Annotated in this window: 12 protein-coding genes; 11 read left to right on the forward strand and 1 reads right to left on the reverse strand. The window is 42.4% G+C overall.

The window, feature by feature from the left end:
• Positions 1 to 3: 3 nt before the first annotated feature.
• The 11 genes from PHY84_RS05655 (at position 4) to glgB (ending at position 17,934) form a co-directional block, all read left to right on the forward strand.
• The gene (locus PHY84_RS05655; RefSeq protein WP_299858399.1) at positions 4 to 963 is read left to right on the forward strand and encodes a 6-phosphofructokinase; all 960 of its coding nucleotides are present in this window, start codon (positions 4 to 6) and stop codon (positions 961 to 963) included.
• Between the two features lie 32 nt (positions 964 to 995).
• Entirely contained in the window at positions 996 to 3,503 is a 2,508-nt protein-coding gene (locus tag PHY84_RS05660) for a sugar phosphate nucleotidyltransferase (RefSeq protein ID WP_299858401.1), read from the forward strand.
• Positions 3,500 to 5,530: a glycoside hydrolase family 57 protein gene (locus PHY84_RS05665; protein WP_299858402.1), complete on the forward strand. Its 2,031-nt coding sequence runs from the start codon at positions 3,500 to 3,502 to the stop codon at positions 5,528 to 5,530. The genes PHY84_RS05660 and PHY84_RS05665 overlap by 4 nt, the downstream gene beginning before the upstream one ends.
• Positions 5,531 to 5,608: 78 nt before the next feature.
• On the forward strand, positions 5,609 to 8,335 hold the full coding sequence (locus tag PHY84_RS05670; RefSeq protein WP_299858403.1) for a DNA methyltransferase: 2,727 nt from the start codon (positions 5,609 to 5,611) through the stop codon (positions 8,333 to 8,335).
• A gap of 64 nt (positions 8,336 to 8,399) precedes the next feature.
• Positions 8,400 to 9,278, forward strand: a complete 879-nt coding sequence (locus PHY84_RS05675) for an ORF6N domain-containing protein (protein WP_299858404.1) — start codon at positions 8,400 to 8,402, stop codon at positions 9,276 to 9,278.
• 52 nt (positions 9,279 to 9,330) lie between these two features.
• The gene (locus PHY84_RS05680) at positions 9,331 to 11,358 is read left to right on the forward strand and encodes an alpha-amylase/4-alpha-glucanotransferase domain-containing protein (protein ID WP_299858405.1); all 2,028 of its coding nucleotides are present in this window, start codon (positions 9,331 to 9,333) and stop codon (positions 11,356 to 11,358) included.
• Complete coding sequence (locus PHY84_RS05685; RefSeq protein WP_299858406.1) at positions 11,351 to 12,373, forward strand: galactose-1-phosphate uridylyltransferase; 1,023 nt, start codon at positions 11,351 to 11,353, stop codon at positions 12,371 to 12,373. Before PHY84_RS05680 ends, PHY84_RS05685 begins: the two co-directional genes overlap by 8 nt.
• Entirely contained in the window at positions 12,370 to 13,770 is a 1,401-nt protein-coding gene (locus PHY84_RS05690; protein ID WP_299858407.1) for a glycogen/starch synthase, read from the forward strand. Before PHY84_RS05685 ends, PHY84_RS05690 begins: the two co-directional genes overlap by 4 nt.
• Positions 13,767 to 14,597: an ROK family protein gene (locus PHY84_RS05695; protein WP_299858408.1), complete on the forward strand. Its 831-nt coding sequence runs from the start codon at positions 13,767 to 13,769 to the stop codon at positions 14,595 to 14,597. Before PHY84_RS05690 ends, PHY84_RS05695 begins: the two co-directional genes overlap by 4 nt.
• Positions 14,594 to 16,048 carry a glycogen/starch synthase gene (locus PHY84_RS05700; protein ID WP_299858409.1) on the forward strand — a complete coding sequence of 485 codons (1,455 nt, stop codon included), beginning with the start codon at positions 14,594 to 14,596 and terminating at the stop codon, positions 16,046 to 16,048. Before PHY84_RS05695 ends, PHY84_RS05700 begins: the two co-directional genes overlap by 4 nt.
• Positions 16,045 to 17,934: a 1,4-alpha-glucan branching protein GlgB gene (gene glgB / locus PHY84_RS05705; protein ID WP_299858410.1), complete on the forward strand. Its 1,890-nt coding sequence runs from the start codon at positions 16,045 to 16,047 to the stop codon at positions 17,932 to 17,934. Before PHY84_RS05700 ends, glgB begins: the two co-directional genes overlap by 4 nt.
• Here the strand turns inward: glgB and mgtE are convergent.
• Complete coding sequence (mgtE, locus tag PHY84_RS05710; protein ID WP_299858411.1) at positions 17,921 to 19,258, reverse strand: magnesium transporter; 1,338 nt, start codon at positions 19,256 to 19,258, stop codon at positions 17,921 to 17,923. The genes glgB and mgtE overlap by 14 nt on opposite strands.
• Positions 19,259 to 19,302 lie beyond the last annotated feature (44 nt).

The following is a 19,302-nucleotide window of genomic DNA, read 5'->3' on the forward strand; positions in this document are numbered from 1 at the left end:
AATATGGCATTTGCGATAATGTGTTCAGGCGGCGATGCACCAGGGATGAATCCCGCTATCAAAAAATTTGTGGATTATGTCTATAAAAAAGGGGAGATTCCCTACCTTATCTATGACGGGCTGGAGGGGCTGATAGATAAAAAGATAAAAAGAGCGACCCATTCTGATGTCTCAGGCATACTGCATGATGGTGGAACAATCATCCGCTCTTCTCGCTCCAAGCGCTTTTTTGAGCATAGCTATAGAATGCAGGCATACTACAACCTTAAAGAGTTTGACATCACAAAACTTATAGTGCTTGGCGGCGATGGCTCGTTTCGTGCGATGGAGAGGTTTAGTTCTGAGTTCGATATAAACTTTGTCGGCATTCCCTCAACCATAGACAACGACATATACGGAACGGACTACTGTTTGGGAGTGGACACGGCACTTAATGTTATCCGTGATGCGCTCGATAAGATTCGTGATACTGCATCCTCTTTTAACCGTGCTTTTTTGGTTGAAGTGATGGGCAGAGACTGCGGCTATCTCGCTATCGTCTCTGCTATGATAAGCGGTGCGGAGGTTTGTGTCATTCCTGAAGCTCCATCTATCTCAGACTCTCTTGCAAAACGGCTTAAAAAAGAGGTTGAAGAGGGAAGAAACTATGTCCTTGCCATCGTTGCAGAGGGGACAAAAAAAACGACAGAGGTCTATAACTGGATTCAAGAAGAGATAGGGCTTGAAACTCGGGTAAGTATCTTGGGGCATATCCAGCGGGGCGGCAATCCTACCGTTTATGACAGACTTATGGCATTTGACTTTGTTGTTTTGGCAGTGGATTATTTGATGGAGCATGCAAACTCAAACAAAGTAGCGGTCTATAAAAAAGGCGAATTTGCCCTTATGGAGATAGAAGATGTAGTCTCCGGCAAATACCAACTGCCAAAGCGTTACCTCGATGCTCTGAATTTACTTGATTAGATTAGAAATTACATAAAAAGGAATTATTGAAAATGAAAGCCGTAGTTATGGCGGGCGGATTTGGGACACGAATCCAACCTTTGACACACTCAAGACCAAAACCGATGCTCCCCATAGTCAACCGACCGATGATGGAACACACTATGATGATGCTAAAAGATTTGGGTATCAGCGAGTTTATCGTTTTGCTCTACTTTAAACCTGAGATTATTCAAAACTATTTTGGCGACGGAAGCGCATTTGGCATCAAGATAACTTATGTCGTTCCCGATGATGACTACGGCACGGCGGGAGCGGTAAAGCTTGCCTCGGAGTATATAGGAGATGAAAATTTTATCGTTATCAGCGGTGACCTTGTAACCGACTTTGATTTTCAAAAGATTTTTGATTTTCATGCGCAAAAGGGGGCAAAACTCTCCATCGGTTTGACATCGGTAGAAAATCCGCTCCAATTTGGCGTAGTTATCGCCAACAAAGAGAATGTTATAGAGAAATTTTTAGAAAAGCCAAGCTGGGGCGAGGTCTTTAGCGATACCATCAACACTGGAATTTACATCATAGAGCCTGAGATACTCGACTTTATACCACGAGGCGAGAACTTTGACTTTGCAAAAAACCTCTTTCCATCACTTATGAGCAAAAGCATCCCCCTTATGGGCTGCAACCTTGAGGGCTACTGGCGGGATGTGGGCAATCCAGAGAGCTACCGTGAGGTTTATGACGATATCTTAAACGGCAGAGTGGGGTTTAAGTTCGGCGGTTTTGTAAAACACTATCCAGACGGTGTGCTTTACAGTGAAGAAGCGTACGAGTTTGACCACTCCATAAAGATAGTCGGAAATGTCGTACTTGGCAAAAATGTAAAGATAAAAGACGGCACAAAACTAAGCAATGTCGTTATCGGCGACAATGTCTCCATCGGTGCGGCGTGCAACATCGCAAATACGGTTATCTGGAGTGATGTAAAAATCAAAAAAAATGTCAAACTTGATAACTCTGTTATCTGCAACGACAATGTTATAGAGAAAAATGTCACCGCAAAAGCGGGCGTTATCCTCTCCGAGGGGTGCGAAGTGGGCGAACTTGCATCATTTGAGCAGGATGTTACCATCTGGCCGGACAAAAAAATAGAGCCTGCTTCCATCATCAGCCACAACATAGTCTGGGGAAGCCGCTATAAAAACTCCATCTTCCAAAACGGCACTGTCAGCGGCAAGAGCAATGTCGAACTCTCATGCGAGATGGCAACCAAACTTGCCGAAGCGTTTGCGGCACAACTTCCAGTCGGTTCAAAAGTGGTTGTGGGAAGAGACTACAACAAAAGTTCACGTATGCTTAAGCGTGCCTTTTTAGGCGGACTTCTCTCTGCCGGAGTGAATGTTTTGGATCTCAAAAACACACCGCCTGCCGTTTTGCGCTATACCATAGCAAACAGCGGTAAAATCGCCGGAGGCGCACACTTTAAGCAGAGCATCTTTAACCCCACAGAGTCAGAGATTACACTTTTTAACGATGAAGCGATTCGCATCGACTCTAACAGTGCAAAAAACATCGAAAAAGCGTTCTTTACAGAGAAGTTTCGCAGGGTTGACTTCTCTCGCATCGGAGAGATAAAAGAGAGTATGCACCACCATGAGTGCCACAACTACAAAAGTGCCGTTGAGAGCAGGATAGACCAAAATATCATCAAGTGTTCCGCTTTTAAAGTGGCGGTTGACTTGATGCACGGCTCAACGGCAGACATCTTTCCAAACATATTAAACGATATCGGTGTTGAAAATATCATCTTAAACGCTTATCATGACGAACATAAACTTTCCAACTTTACAGCGCTGAAAAAACGCTCCGAGGAGAATATAAGCAAAATCGTCTCTACTCTTGATTACAACATGGGCGTGATGATTTATCCAAATGCGCAGAGTATCTCTCTAGTCACTGATGATGGAGAGGTGCTTGATATGGTCAAGGGGCTTTTGGCGGTGCTGCATCTTCTTGACATGTACTCAAGCAAGACAAAGAAAAAGGTCTTTTTGCCTACTTGGGCGCCAGATATCATCTCATTTAAAAACCTTGAGATTCAAAGAGGCAAATATGCAAACTTTAAAGCCGCACAGTTGCGGGAGTATGCGCTTATCGCCACAGTGGACGGGAACTTTGCTTTTAGCGATTTTGGCGTTTACAGAGATGCGATGTTTGCAAGCCTCAGAATCATGGAGATGCTAAGTTGCAGCCATCTTAAACTCTCCGAGATTTCAAAGATGATTGCGCATTTTTACTATAAACAAGCAAAGATAGCATGCACTCAGTCACTCAAAGGCAAAATGATGCGCAAGTTTTTAGAGGATGCCAAAGGCAAACGCTCCTCTTCGGAAGACGGCGTGAAAATTTGGGAAAACGACACGGACTGGATTTTGATGATTCCTGACCAGTACGACGACCATCTCAATCTCTACATCCAAGCCAGCAATGAAGCAAGCGGCGAGGCACTTTTAGAGAGTTATACGCAAAAAATCAAAAACTATGCAGGTGAGAAAGAGTGAATATAGCATTTATATGGCATATGCACCAGCCTGATTACAGAAATACCGACGGTATTATGCAGATGCCGTGGGTCTTTTTACATGCTATAAAAGACTACTACGATATGCCGTGGATGTTGGAGCGGCACGGAACGCTTAAAGCAACTTTCAACATCACTCCGCCGCTTATCGCACAGCTCAAACTCTACTACAAAAACCCAGAGGCAAACGACAAATTTCTCTCTCTTTGGCTAAGAGATATCGGTAGCTATACCCCAAGTGAGTACAAATGGATGCTCAAAATCTGCAAAAGTACGCATTTTGAGACAATGGTTGCGGGATTTGAGAATTATGAGAGGCTTTACAAGCAAGAGAGCTACACAAACGCAGAGTTTTTTGACTTGCAGGTCTGGTTTTTGCTCTCATGGTGCGGAGTGTATCTACGCCAAAATAGCAGTGTCATTCAAGAGATGCTCCAAAAAGAGGGGAGTTTTAGCCTTGAAGAGAAACATGCTCTGCTTCATGAACTTACTCTTTTTGTGCGAGGGATTTTTGACTACTGCGCTTTACTTAAGGAGCGAGGCATCATCTCCATCTCTACTACCCCTCTCAACCACCCCATCTTACCGCTTCTGCTTGATATGCAAAATGCAAAAATTGCAAATGAAAGCACAAACACCCCAAAATACGCCATGAGCCTAGAAGAGGATGCGCTGCTGCAAATAAAAAGAGCGCAGAGGCTCTTTTTAGATACTTTTGGATTTGCACCTGATGGTTTTTGGCCTGCCGAGGGTGCGGTGGATGTCAAAAGTGTAGCACTTTTCAAAAAATGCGGCGCAAAGTGGATAGCAACGGACGAGGAGATACTCTTTCGCTCAAGCGGCACAAGAGCAAGAGAGCTTCTTTGCGCACCTTATGAATACAACGGACTTGCCATCGCTTTTAGAGACCATGACTTAAGCGACCTTATAGGTTTTAACTATCGTTTTTTAGAGCCTCGCCATGCCGCCAATGATTTTATCTCTCGTTTGCAGACTATCCACGAAAGGCATGATGACGCAACCGTTTTTATCATCCTTGACGGCGAAAATGCGTGGGAGTTTTACAAAAACAACGGTTTTGATTTTTTTGATGCTCTTTATAGTTCGCTAAAAAGTGCCTCTTTTGTTCAAACGCTTCACATGCAGGATGTTTTAGAGCTTCCAAAAAAACCCCTTGAGCATCTGGCGGCGGGAAGCTGGATAAACGGCGAATTTAACACTTGGGTAGGACACAGGGAAAAAACAAGAGCGTGGGAGTTTCTCTACATCACAAAAAGAGACTATGAACACCACAAAGAGCCGCTTGATGCAGCTACGCAGGCAAAGATTACGGAGCATTTTTTAGCCGCCGAGTGTTCGGACTGGTTTTGGTGGTACGGTGATGACCATTTTACGGAGTTTGGTTTGGAGTTTGATACTCTTTTTCGCTCACACCTTATCGCCATCTACACTCTCATGCAAGTCGCACCGCCACAGGATTTGCTAGAACCCATCATCCAAAACAGAAGCTGTAGCGACTTTTTGCTCCAACCGCAATCTTTTTTATCTCCAAGCATCAGCGGCAAACACGGCTCATTTTTTGAGTGGATAGGCAGCGGCGTCATCAACGAATACAAAAGCGCATCCACGATGGATTTGCCAAAAACCCCCATCAAAAAGATATTTTATGGCTACGATGAGCAAAATATCTATTTTGCCTTTGTACCGCACAAAAAAGCGATAAAAGAGTGCGAAAAAGTACGTATCATCATAGACCCCATAGGTTTTATAGAGGAGATATCCATAAGCGAAAAAAACTCTATAACGGCAAAAAACGGAGATATACTCTATGAAGCGGCATACGATACATGGCTTGAAATAAGGCTGGAAAAAGAGGCGATAAAAGAGAAAAAACTCCTCTTTCGTTTTGAAGTTTTAAAAAAAGATGCAGTCATCCAAACCCTCCCTGCCTTTGGCATGCTGGAGATAAACACAGAGTGTGACTTTAGCGATAGATGGTTTGTGTAGAGATATTTGTTTTGGAAATACAAAAAGATGTGAATTATAGAGTAAAATTGTTCGTAAAATAAAATTTAAGAGAGCTACATGATAAGCCTAAAAGAGATACGAGAAAGAAGTATAAAATTTGCAAAAGAGTGGGAAGATGCCACAAACGAGAAGCAGCAGGCGCAAAGTTTTTGGATAGATTTTTTCAAAATCTTTGATGTAAGCCCAAGAAGTATGCAGTTTGAGTATCCCATCAAAAAGATAGACGGTTCTCAAGGCTACATAGATGTTTTTTGGAGAGGACAACTTCTCATAGAACAAAAAAGCAAAGGCAAAGATTTGGAAAAAGCCAAAGAACAAGCCTTTGAGTATCTTCCAAATCTTAAGCAAAGAGATTTGCCGAAGTTTATTTTGGCATGTGACTTTGTGGAGTTTTATCTGCATGATTTGGATACAAAACAAGATTATAGATTTGTCATCTCCGAGCTACCAAAAAACATAGAACTCTTTATATTTATAGCGGGGTATCAGAAAAAAACCTACAAAGAAGAAGAGCCGACAAACAGAGCTGCCGCCGAACTTATGGGTAAACTTCACGATAAACTGCTTGAAAACGGTTACAGCGGACATCAACTCGAACTCTTTTTGACCAGACTTCTTTTTTGTATGTTTGCAGAAGATACGGGCATATTTCCTAAAAACTCTTTCCGTGAATTTATAGAAAATCAAACTGATGAGAGCGGACGGGATTTGGGTTCGCAAATCAATTATCTTTTTGAGCTTTTTGACACTCCAAATGAGAAAAGACAAAAAAATCTTGATGAGAGCTTTGCTCAGTTTCCATATATCAACGGCTCAATTTTTACAGAACAGCTCAAAACTGCCCATTTTGACCGCTCTATGCGTGAGATGCTCCTTGATGCTTGTGCTTTTGACTGGAGCTTGATAAGTCCTTCCATATTTGGCTCGATGTTTCAAGCCTCCATGGATGTAAGCAAAAGAGGGGAGCTCGGAGCGCATTTCACGAGTGAGACAAATATACTAAAAGCTATCAAACCGCTTTTTTTGGATGAACTAAGTGAAGAGTTTGAGAAAATCAAAAACAACCAAAAACAGCTCCAAATCTTTCATGCCAAAATCTCAAACTTGAAGTTTTTAGACCCCGCATGCGGAAGCGGAAACTTTCTAGTCATCGCATATCGTGAACTTAAACTTTTAGAGTTTGAAGTGTTAAAGGCACTCAAAATTTTAACTCAACTCGTACACATAGACCAATTTTACGGTTTCGAGATAGAAGAGTTGCCAAGCCGCATAACGCAAACCGCGATGCTCCTTTGTGACCATCAAATGAATCTGCTTTTTGCCCAAATGTTTGGAGAACCGCATTTTAACATCCCCATAAAAGATAGTGCAAATATCTTTCATGTAAATGCGCTTAGAGTTGATTGGGAAAATCTTTTAGAGGGTGTTCAGATAGATTTTATCATCGGCAATCCGCCGTTTTTGGGTAAGCAGGAGATGAAAAAAGAACAAAAAGAGGATATGGATTTTGTTTTCAAAGGTATTAAAAATGGCAAAGAACTTGATTTTGTAACTGCTTGGTATATCAAATCTGCTCACTACTCTCAAAATAGAAAAACAAAAGTGGCACTTGTAAGCACAAACTCCATCACGCAGGGCGAACAAGTAGGGATTTTGTGGCAAGAGATGTTTAACCGTTACCATGTAAAGATTCATTTTGCCCACAAAACTTTCAAATGGAGCAATGAAGCGAGAAAAAATGCCGCCGTTTACTGCGTAATCATAGGTTTTGCCTCTTATGATATAAAAGAGAAAAGACTATTTGAGTACGAAAGTGTAAAATCAGAACCACATGAGATAAAAGTGCAAAACATAAATCCATATCTTGTAAATGGGGATGATTTTTTTATAACTTCAAAAAGAAATCACATACAAACTTTTATTCCTCAAATAGTTTTTGGAAGTATGCCAAATGATGGTGGAAATCTGCTGTTTACAGATGAAGAAAAAGAGGAGTTTTTAAAAGCCGAACCAAATTCAGTTAAATATATGAAACCACTTATCTCGGCAAAAGAGTATCTCAATGGTAAAAGAAGATGGTGTTTATGGCTAAAAGAGTGTCCGCCAAATGAACTGAAATCTATGCCTAAAGTTTTAGAGCGAGTAGAAAATATCAGAAAATTAAGAAGTGAGAGTACAAGAGAAGCAACTCAAAAATTGGCAAAATTTCCTGCACTTTTTGGGGAGGACAGACAAGCAGAAAATGATTATATTTTTATACCTTTAACATCATCTGAAAATAGGGATTATATTCCGATGGAGTTTTTTACAAAAGAAAGTATTGCTAATAATACAGCTTCTATTGTTCCAAATGCAACACTTTACCATTTCGGAATATTAACTTCAAAAATGCACATGGATTGGGTCAGGTATGTTTGCGGAAGATTAAAAAGTGATTATAGATATTCCAATGAAATTGTTTACAATAACTTCCCTTTTCCTTTAGAAGTTACCGAAAAACAAAAAGAGCAAATCGAACAACTGGCACAAAATATCCTAGACATAAGAGCCGAATTTGCACAAAGCTCTCTAGCAGATTTGTACAACCCTCTAACCATGCCGCCAAAACTTCTAAAAGCCCATGAAACACTTGACCGTGCAGTAGATAAACTCTACTCAAAAACACTCTTCAAAACAGACATACAAAGAGTCGCCCACTTGTTTGAGCTAAACAGACAACTTACAAGCTTGATTGTGGAAGATGGAAAAAAAGCTAAAAAAAGTTTAAAAAATATTGCAAAATGAAATACTTTTCAATGAAAATAAATTATTTTAGTAGTATAGACAAAATGAATATTTGGAACTTAAAATGACAAGCGAATTACAAACGATAGATAAACAAAATTTGAAGGACAAAATTTACACAGTCCGTGGACTTCAAGTAATGCTTGATAGAGACTTGGCAGAGTTGTATGATGTAGAAACAAAAAGAATCAATGAAGCAGTTAAAAATAATCAAGATAAATTTTTAGATGATTTTTACTTTGAACTTAATGATGATGAGTTTGATATTTTGCGGTCGAAAGTTTCGACCGCAAATTTTGCCAAAACGAGAATAAACCCAAAAGCATTTACCGAACAGGGTGTCTATATGCTTGCGACCATCTTAAAAAGCAAGACAGCATCACAAGTTACCGTGTCGTTAATAAGAGTTTTTTCAGGCATGAGACGGCTTATATCACAAAACTTTATTCCTTATGAACGACTTGAAAGAATTGAGCGAAGGTTGTTCTTACATGATGAAAACTTTGACAGACTTTTTGAAGCGTTGAAAGACAAAACTCAAAAACCGGATGAAGGGATATTTTTTGATGGACAAGTTTATGATGCCTATATTTTTGTAAACAGTTTGTTAAAAAGTGCAAAAAGTGAAGTAGTGCTCGTTGATAACTACTTAGATGATACAGTTTTTACACTCTTTAGCAAATATCCAAACCTAAAAATCAAAATCTACACACAAATCATCTCAAAACAGCTTCGCCTTGACTACCAAAAATATCAAGCACAGTACAAAAATGTTGAGTTAAAAGAGTTTAAAAATGCTCACGATAGATTTCTCATCATTGACCAAAGAGAGATGTATCACATCGGAGCAAGCTTGAAAGATTTAGGTAAAAAATGGTTCGCATTTTCTAAGTTTGAGATAGGTACTTTAGAGATTTTAAAAAAGTTGGAAAAACAGCCATGAAAAAAGAAATTAGGCAAAGCAAAATGACGAGCAAACCAAACGAGGGAAAAAAATGAAAAAAGTAAAACTGCTTTTTGGGGTGCATATGCACCAGCCTGTGGACAATTTCGGTGATGCGGTCGATGAGGCTGTAAAGCTCTGTTATGCTCCTTTTTTTGCTACGATGAGAGAGTATCCCGATTTTAAATTTGCGGTGCACTCCAGCGGATGGCTCTTAGACGAGATAAAGACGAAATATCCGAAAGTATTTGAAGATTTGCTCTATCTTACCAAACAAGGCTCCATCGAGTGGGTCGGGGCAGGGTATTATGAACCGATTTTGAGTGCCATAAGCTCTCTTGATGCGCAGGCGCAGATAAACAAGCTTAGCAACTTTCTTCAAAAAAATCTTAAAACCTCTCCAAAAGGGGCATGGCTCACCGAGAGGGTCTGGGAGAGTTCGGTTATTTCCAACCTTAGGGCGTGCGGTTTGGAGTATGTGGTGGTGGATGATTATCATTTTTTAAGCAGCGGGTTTGAGAGCGATGCGATGGACGGGTACTATGAGAGCGAGGCGGGGGGCGAGAAAATCGCACTCTTTCCCATCTCTGCCGCACTTCGTTACGCACTGCCGTTTTTTAGCGTGGAACGCTCGGTTGAGGCGATTTTAAGTCGTGCAAATGATGAAGAGAGTGTAGCCATCATCTTTGATGATTTGGAGAAGTTCGGGCTTTGGCCAAAAACACATGCGTGGGTTTATGAAAAAGGGTGGCTAAAGAGTTTTGTAGAAGCAGTTTTGGCAAATGAGCAGATAGAGACGATGCACTACAAAGAGTACCTTGGCACGCACCGCTCCAAAGGTTTGGCGTATCTAAACAACACATCCTACTTTGAGATGGGCGAGTGGAGCCTTAAAAGCTCTCAGGGTCTGGCGCTTGAAGCACTTAAAGAGCGTGTCGGGAGTGACTATTTTCAAAAAGAGGGGGTTGCGCTCATAAAGGGCGGGATATGGAAAAACTTTTTTATCAAGTACCATGAGAGCAACTATATCCACAAGCGCATGATGCACCACTCCAAAAATCAAAAAGAACTCAAAAAAGTGGCATTAGAAGCACTCTACAAGCTCCAAACCAATGATGTTTTATGGCATGGCGTCTTTGGCGGGCTTTATCTGCCAAATCTTAGAAACAACGCTTATAGATACCTTTTGGAGATAGAGCGTTCACTTGCAAAGAAAAAAATAGCTACTTCTTTCTTCGATGTTGATATGGACGGCTACGAGGAGTTTAAAGTCTTGACAAGTGAGCTAAGTCTGCTTTTTAGCTCTCGTTACGGCGGGCAGCTTATGGAATTTGGGTCGCTTGAAAAGCTATTCAACTGGCAAAATACGCTGATGCGCCGCCACGAAGCCTATCATGAGAAGATTTTACATCCAAAGGGGAACACACAAAAGATGTATGAAGATGGCGTTGAGAGTATCCATAGTGATGCGGCGGTAATCAACCCTACGCTTAAAGGTGACCTTATCTATGACTGGCATCCAAAATACTCATTTATCGACCATATCAGCACAGAGGCGTTTTCGTTTGAGGCGTTTAAAAGAGCCTCGTTTGACGAAGCGGGTGATTTTGCCAACCAGCCTTTTGTTTTTGATGAACAGCGTATGGCGTTTAAACGAGAGGGTGGCGTTTATCTTGATAAAAAGTATGATACCGTTTGTATAAAAAAATATGGTTTTGAAACAAAAAGTTTCTCGCTTGCGCTAGAGGTGCAGAGCGAATATACCCATGAACTTCACTACGCAGCAGAGTTCAACTTTCACTTTGCACACCCTACGAAGGTGCTTTTAAACGGGCAAAAAGTGGGTGATGGGCTATCTTTGGTCGGGGTAGATACGCTTGTTTTAGAAGATAGCTACACTCAAAAAGCACTCCGCATCTCTTTGGATAAAAAGTGTATGCTCTACGCCTATATCTTAAACACGATTTCACAAAGCGAGAATGGTTTTGAGCGTACCGCACAGCAGATATCGCTGCTCTTTAGTCTCCCTTTTGCTTCACGCCTTGAACTTTTAACAAAAATGGAGGTTTGCGATGTCTGAGATACGAAGAGACCGCATCCACAACGAGTATGTCATCATCGCTCCCGAGAGGCTTCATAGACCAAGAGCGCAAAAACCGTGCAAAGAGCAGACAAAACATATAAAATGCCCATTTTGCGAGGGTAATGAGACACTTACTCCAAAAGAGCTTTTTGCCATACGCCACAATGAGCCAAATGCTAAAGGATGGCGCACAAGAGTTGTTCCCAACCTCTACAAAGCCGTGCAGGTAGAACTTGAAGATCTCTCTCAAAGAGACGGACTTTTTGAGTATATCCCGGGGGTCGGAGCGCATGAGATACTTATCGACACTCCGTGCCATACATGTAAGATGCAGGAGCTTGAGGTTGAAGATATAGAAAATTGGCTAAGAAGCATGATTATCCGCATTGATGATTTGAAAAAAGACAGACGGCTTATCCATCTAAGCATCTTCAAAAACAGCGGCGTGGATGCAGGCGCAACACAGGAGCATCCGCATACGCAGCTGCTTGCGCTCCCCATAACACCACAGAGCGAACAAACTTTTTTAGAGCAAAATATGCGCTACTACCGCCGTCACGGCAGGGGAAAAGTAGAAGATATCGTACATAATGAGATAGAGGCAAAAAAAAGAGTTGTCTATAATGATGGAAATTTTGCCGCATTTTGTCCTTTTGCAAGTGCATATCCTTTTGAAGTGATGATAGCACCCAAAAAAAATATCCAAAGCCTTGAGCGATGTTCAAGAGATGATGTCACGGAACTTGCACGCTGCATAAGGAGTGTTTTTGAAAAACTTGCCGCACAACTGGGCGATTTTGACTATAATATACACTTTATGCTTTCCCCGCTCAACCAAAACTTTGAAAACGAGGCTTACATGTCGCATCTGGATAAAAACTACCGTTTTACCATCCGCATCATCCCCCGCATCTACACGCTAGGCGGATTTGAGACAGCAACAGGCATGACCATAAACCCAGTCGCACCAGAAGAGTGCGCCGCTCTTTTAAACATCAAAGAGACAGAATGAAAACGCTCTTTTGTGCAAGCGAAATCTACCCTTACGCAAAAAGCGGCGGGCTTGCGGATGTCGGGTACTCTCTTGTAAAGGCTCTTGGCAGACATACAAAAGTGCAGAGCGTCATGCCGCTTTACGGTTTTATGCCCAAAGAGGAGTTTGAAAAAACAGACATCTCTTTTAGCATAAATCTCGGCGGTCTTTTTTATAAGGTAAGTATCTATGAAGCTTTTTATGACGGTATCAAAACATACTTTGTGGATGTACCGCTGCTAAGTGCGACGGAGGAGATGTACGGCGATGCAAAAGGAGACTACGCAAACAACGATATCCGTTTTGCGCTCTTTTGTGCCGCCGTTGTGAAACTTGCGCAAATCATAAATGCTGACATCATCCATGCAAACGACTGGCACAGCGCACTTGTACCGCTTATGGTGCGCAGAGCAAAACTAAAGATAAAAACGCTCTTTAGCATCCACAACCTTGCCTATCAGGGGATTTTTGAGAGAGACTCGCTTGCACGGGTGGGGCTTGAAGAGAGCTATTTTCACATGGATGCCTTGGAGTTTTACGGCAGAGTGAACTTTCTAAAAGCGGGCATCATCTACAGCGACGCACTTACCACCGTAAGCCCCACTTATGCCAAAGAGATACAAACCAAAGAGTTTGGATGCGGACTTGAAGGACTTTTGCAACTCTACAAAGCAAAACTCACGGGGATTTTAAACGGGATAGACGAGAGCGTTTTTAACCCGCAAAATGATGCCGCACTTCTCTCTTGCTACAGCTCTGAAACTCTTGCAAAAAAGTATGAAAACAAAAAAGCACTCCAAATGGAGTTTGGTTTGAGCGGGTTAAAAAAACCGCTTTTTGTGATGATTAGCCGTCTTGTGCATCAAAAAGGATTCGACTTGCTCATAGAGTCGCTTGATGCGTTTTTGATGGAGGATGTAAACTTTGTGCTTCTTGCAAACGGAGATGAAAACTATAAAAAAACGCTTCTCCCATATACAAAAAAATATAAAAATTTCAGATTTCTCTGTAACGGCTACGATGAGCCGCTCTCACACCGTATCTACGCAGCAGGCGACTTTTTGCTTATGCCATCACTTTACGAGCCATGCGGGCTAAACCAGATGATAGCCGCACGCTATGGAACTATTCCCGTTGTCCACAGAGTAGGCGGCTTAAAAGACAGCGTGCATGAAAGGGGAGGCAAATGTGCGCATGGGATTGTTATGAGAGAAGCGAGCAAAAAAACACTTATCGGGGCAGTGAAGAGGGCGATTATGCTTTACAATAACAACGCAAAAAAAGAAGAGATGATATCTTTTAATATGAACTGTAACTTCTCCTTTGCTAAAAGTGCACTTCTCTACCATAAACTCTATAAAAAGCTACTCTCATGAATCTAGCCATTGATGCAGGCGGAACGCATCTAAGAGCCGAGATTTGGCATAAAGGGCTACTTGCAGCTTCAAAGGAGGCAAAGAGTACCGAAATAGGGCTTTGTGCTTGGATAGAGGAGCTGCTTTTGGAGTTTTGCGAGGTGCAGACAGTCGGTATCTCATATGCAGGGCAGGTTGAAGATGGCATCATACACTCATCGCCCAACATAAGAGTTGATTGCCACAATATCAAAGAGGTTGTCGAGCAAAAATTTGGCGTAAAACTCTACATACAAAACGACCTAAACTGTGCAGTTTTAGCAGAGGCTAAGGAGTTTGGAGTGCAAAATATATGCGCACTCTATGTCGGAACAGGGCTTGGGCTTGGAGTGGTGGAGGACGGCAGAGTTGTGAGAGGTGCGCACAATGTCGCAACGGAGCTAGGACATATCCCCTACAAAAAAACGGTTCTGACATGCGGATGCGGACGCAACAACTGTTTGGAGCTTTTCGCCTCCGGTTCAGGTATCGCCAAGCAGATAGCATCAAAAAATCTCATTTGCGCTCCGACTTTAGAGGCACTCAAAGCCATAGGCGAAGATGCGATAGCAACATCGTTTGAAGAGGCGCTTTTGGTCGCAGCAGGAACTACGCTTACCCTTTTTAACCCGCAAGTTTTAGTGCTTGGCGGCGGTGTCATAGAGGCAAATCCATATCTTGAAGAACTCATACTAAAAAATATCAACCTATACACACTTTCAAACTCTCTGCAAAATCTTAAAATCTGCAAAAGCAAACTCAAAAACGCCCCGCTTACGGGCGCACTTCTTCTAAAGGACTTAACATGAACATATTATTTGTAGCTTCTGAGGTTGCTTCTTTTGCAAAAACGGGCGGTTTGGCGGATGTTGCGCTCTCTCTTCCAAAGGCGCTGAGTGAGATGGGGCACAGTGTTGTAGTAGTTATGCCCAGATACTACGCCATAGATAAATCAAAACTTACTTATGTGGAGGGAGCTTTAGGCGTGCCGATGGGTGTGATGGGCGAACTTTGGGCGGGAGTTTACCGCACAACACTTCCAAAAAGCAGTGTTTCTATCTATTTTATAGATTATGAGCTGTTTTTTGGAAGGAGCGGGCTTTATGACCATGACGGCAAAGCATACGATGATAACGCCGTGCGCTTTATCTTCTTTAGCAAAGCGGTTTTTTCACTCGCCAAAATGATAGATTTTCACCCCGACATCATCCATGCCAACGACTGGCACACCGCCGCAGTGCCGCTTTTGGCAAAGAGACGCTTTGTTCATGATTTTGGTAATGCAGCTACCGTTTTAACGATTCACAACCTAGAGCATCAAGGCGTTTTTCACAAAAGCGTAATGGAGCTTTTGGAGTGCGGATGGGAGCCTTTTAGACCAGAAGCATTTGAAAGTATGGATTATATCAATCTTCTTAAGGGCGGCATTGCCTATGCGGATGCCGTAACGACCGTCTCCAAACGTTATGCATGGGAGATTCAAACTCCGGAGTTTGGTTTTGGCTTAGAGCGGCACATAAACGCACACGTCCATAAACTTTTTGGGATAGTCAACGGAGTTGATTATGAGGAGTGGAGTCCGAAAAATGACAAAAGAATTGCCGCAAACTACAGCGCAGAGACGCTGGATGGGAAGCTTATTTGCAAAAAAGAGCTTCAAAAACATTTTCATTTAGAGCAAAGAGATGATGTGCCGCTTGTGGGTTTTGTAGGGCGATTTGCCAAACAAAAAGGGATAGAGCTTATAGCCGAGATAATCGAGTGGGTGCTGGGACATGATGTGCAAATAGTGATGTTGGGAGCCGGTGAGAGGTGGGCTGAGAGCTATTTTAGCCATATTGCCCATCGCTACGGTTCTAAATTTGCCGTCCATGTAGGTTACAGCGATGATTTGGCACACAAGATAGAAGCGGGAGCCGACCTCTTTTTGATGCCATCACTCTTTGAGCCATGCGGACTAAACCAAATCTACTCACTAAGCTACGGCACGCTTCCCATCGTTCGCAAAACAGGCGGCTTGGATGACACTATAGAAAACTTTGACGCTATTGCAAACAGCGGTGTGGGCTTTAAGTTTGAATATGCTACACCTCAAGCTCTCTACAACACAATTATGTGGGCGTTAGATGCCTACAAAAACAACAAAGAGGCGTTTGTAGCGATGCAAAAAAGAGCCATGAAGCAACATTTCGGATGGGATGATGCGGCAAAAGAGTATGATGAAGTTTATAGATATGCACTCAAAGAGGTCTTAAAATGAGCGTTTTTTACGATATAAGCAAGTTTAGCGAGTATGATGTTTACCTCTTTAGGGAGGGGAAACATACGAAACTTTATAACCATTTCGGTGCGCACTTGACGCATAGAGAGGGTAAGGACGGTGTTTACTTTGCTCTTTGGGCTCCAAATGCCGAGGGGGTAAGCGTGAGAGGTGATTTTAACGATTACGCTATCCATACCCATCCGCTTCAAAAGAGAGACGATGATTCGGGTATCTGGGAGGGTTTTATAGAGGGGGTGCATATGATGAGTACCTACAAGTATCATATCCGCACAAAAGAGCCAAACGCAAATCCAGACAAAGCCGATCCTTTTGCTTTTTACGCAGAGGTCGCACCTGCTTCGGCTTCAAAAGTCTGCTCTTTAAGCGGTTTTGAGTGGAGCGACAAAGAGTGGATGCACAAGCGCAAACATAACAACTCCCGTCATGCGCCAGTTTCTGTCTATGAGATGCATCTTGGCTCTTGGAAGGCAGGGCTTAGTTACAAAGAGGCAGCACATCAGCTTGCGGAGTATCTGGTTATGATGGAGTTTACGCATATTGAACTGCTCCCCATCACAGAATACCCGTTTGATGGTTCGTGGGGGTATCAGGTAAGCGGATATTTCGCTCCGACGGCACGCTATGGCACTCCGGTAGAGTTTATGGAGTTTGTAAACATCATGCACAATGCGGGTATCGGGGTTATTTTGGACTGGGTACCTTCCCACTTTGTGATGGATGGGCATGGACTTATGAATTTTGACGGTACTTGTCTTTATGAGCATAAAGACCCGCGACTTGGCTACCATCCCCAGTGGGGCAGTGCCATCTTTAACTATGAGAGAGAGGAGGTACGCTCTTTTCTTATCAGTTCGGCGATGTTTTGGCTGGAGATGTACCACATAGACGGTATCCGTGTTGATGCGGTCTCCTCAATGCTCTACCTTGACTATGCAAGAGAGGAGGGGGAGTGGATACCAAACAAATTTGGCGGTAATGAAAACCTTGGTGCGATTCAGTTTTTACAGGATTTAAACAGTTTTGTTTATGCCACACATGAAGATGTTATGATGTTTGCAGAAGAGGCAACGGCATACCCTATGGTAAGCGCTCCCGTGGATGCCGGAGGTCTTGGATTTGGCTATAAATGGAACATGGGGTGGATGCACGATACGCTAAAATACATGAAAAATGACCCCATAGTGCGTAAACATCACCATCATGAACTGACTTTTAGTTTTGTCTATATGAACAACGAAAACTATATTCTGCCTCTCAGCCACGATGAAGTTGTACATATGAAAGGCTCACTCATCAACAAAATGGCAGGGGACTACAATCAAAAATTTGCCAATTTAAGAGCCTTGTACGCTTTTATGTTTGCGCATCCTGGAAAAAAACTCCTCTTTATGGGCGGAGAAATCGCACAATTTAATGAGTGGAACTACCAAAAAAGTCTTGATTGGGAAGTTCTGGATTTTCCTCTGCACAGCGGTGTGCAAAAGCTCATAAAAGAGCTAAACCGACTCTACAAAGCAGAGCGCTCACTTCACATATTTGACAACGACAGCAACGGATTTGAGTGGATAGACGAGAGAGACTATGAGTCCAATGTTATTGCATTTTTAAGAAAAGCAGATAAAGATGAAGAGCTTTTGGTCGTTTGCAACTTCTCAGACTGCCTAAGGGAAAATTATCCTTTGGGCGTACCAAAAAAAGGGAGCTACAGAGAGATTTTCAACTCTCAAAGCAAGGAGTTTGGAGGTTGGGGACCAAAAAATAAAGCAGAAATCAAAAGCGAACCAAAAGAGCAACACGGACGCAAAAACTCCATCCATGTAACGCTTCCGGCTTTAAGTGTTCTCTTTTTTAAAGCAAAATAATCGTTGCAAGCCCTAAAAAGCTGAAAAAACCGACGATATCTGTTACCGTGGTGAGCAAAACAGAAGAACCAACGGCGGGATCGATATCTGCTTTTTGCAACATAAGCGGGATAACAGAGCCAAAAAAACCTGCCGATAGAAGGTTGATAACCATCGACATAGCTATAACAAGACCAAGCAGTGGCATCTTAAACCAAACCCAAGCGATAATCCCCATAACAAGCGCAAATATCATCCCGTTCATCAGTGAGAGATAGACCTCTTTTTTGATGGTTTTTTTCGCATCGTCACTGTTAATCTCCCCAAGCGCCATCTGGCGCACCGTAACCGTAAGCGTTTGCGTTCCCGCATTGCCGCCCATTGAAGCCACTATGGGCATAAGCACCGCAAGTGCAACAAGAGACTGGATGGTAGTATCAAAAAAACCGATAACCACAGAGGCGGCTATAGCCGTAAAAAGATTGATTCCAAGCCAATAAGCTCGGTACTTTCCTATGTGAAAAAGACTCTCTTCCTGCTCCGCTTCATCGTTAACCCCGGCAAGGTTATAGAGCTGTTCGGTATCACGCTCCTCAATAATGTCATAAATATCATCCGATGTGATACGCCCTACAAGCTTTCCCCTCGCATCCACAACAGGGATAACTCCCATATCGTAGTTAGAAGCTATCTCAACAACATCATGGATATCATCAAGCGCATTGACGCACACACGATTCACACCCTCTTTGACAAGTTCGCTATAGTAAACATTTGGTCCAAGCAAAATCAAATCTTCAAGAGCAATAGAGCCTAAAAAGTCCATCTCTCTGGTGATAACATAAACCTGATAGACGCTGTCAAGCTCTTTTTTTGCTTTTAACTCTTTAAGCCTAAGTATCGAATCTCCGACTCTTTCATCCAAAAAAGCAGAAAAAAGCTCGGTTTGCATATACGCACCCGCTTCATACTCGCCATAAGAGATAAGCGTCTCAAGGTTTTCTCTGTCCTCATTTGGAAGGCTTTGCAAAACCTCCTCGGCAACATCTTCATCCACATCTTCTATGTTACGGATAAGCTCCGCCGCATCGTCAGTGTCAAGCGTGTTTGTAAGATCTGCAAGCTCATCGGGAGTAAAGTACTCCACAATCTCCTCATGACAATGGCGAGGCAGCTCAATCATAACAAGTGCCTGAAGCTCCTGAGGAATCTTTGCAAGTTCTTGCAAATAAAGCGTCTCGTCATGTTCTCTAAGCTCTAAAAGAAGTTCGGCAATATCAAAGGGATGTGCGTTTTCGTCTATATTTTGAAGTGCTTCAAGCAACTCTTGTATCGATAATTTCATACTATATTCCTGTTTTGCAAAATTTTCGCTAAATTAGCATATCT

It is taken from the genome of Sulfurimonas sp. (assembly GCF_028694605.1).
Classification (GTDB): Bacteria; Campylobacterota; Campylobacteria; order Campylobacterales; family Sulfurimonadaceae; genus Sulfurimonas.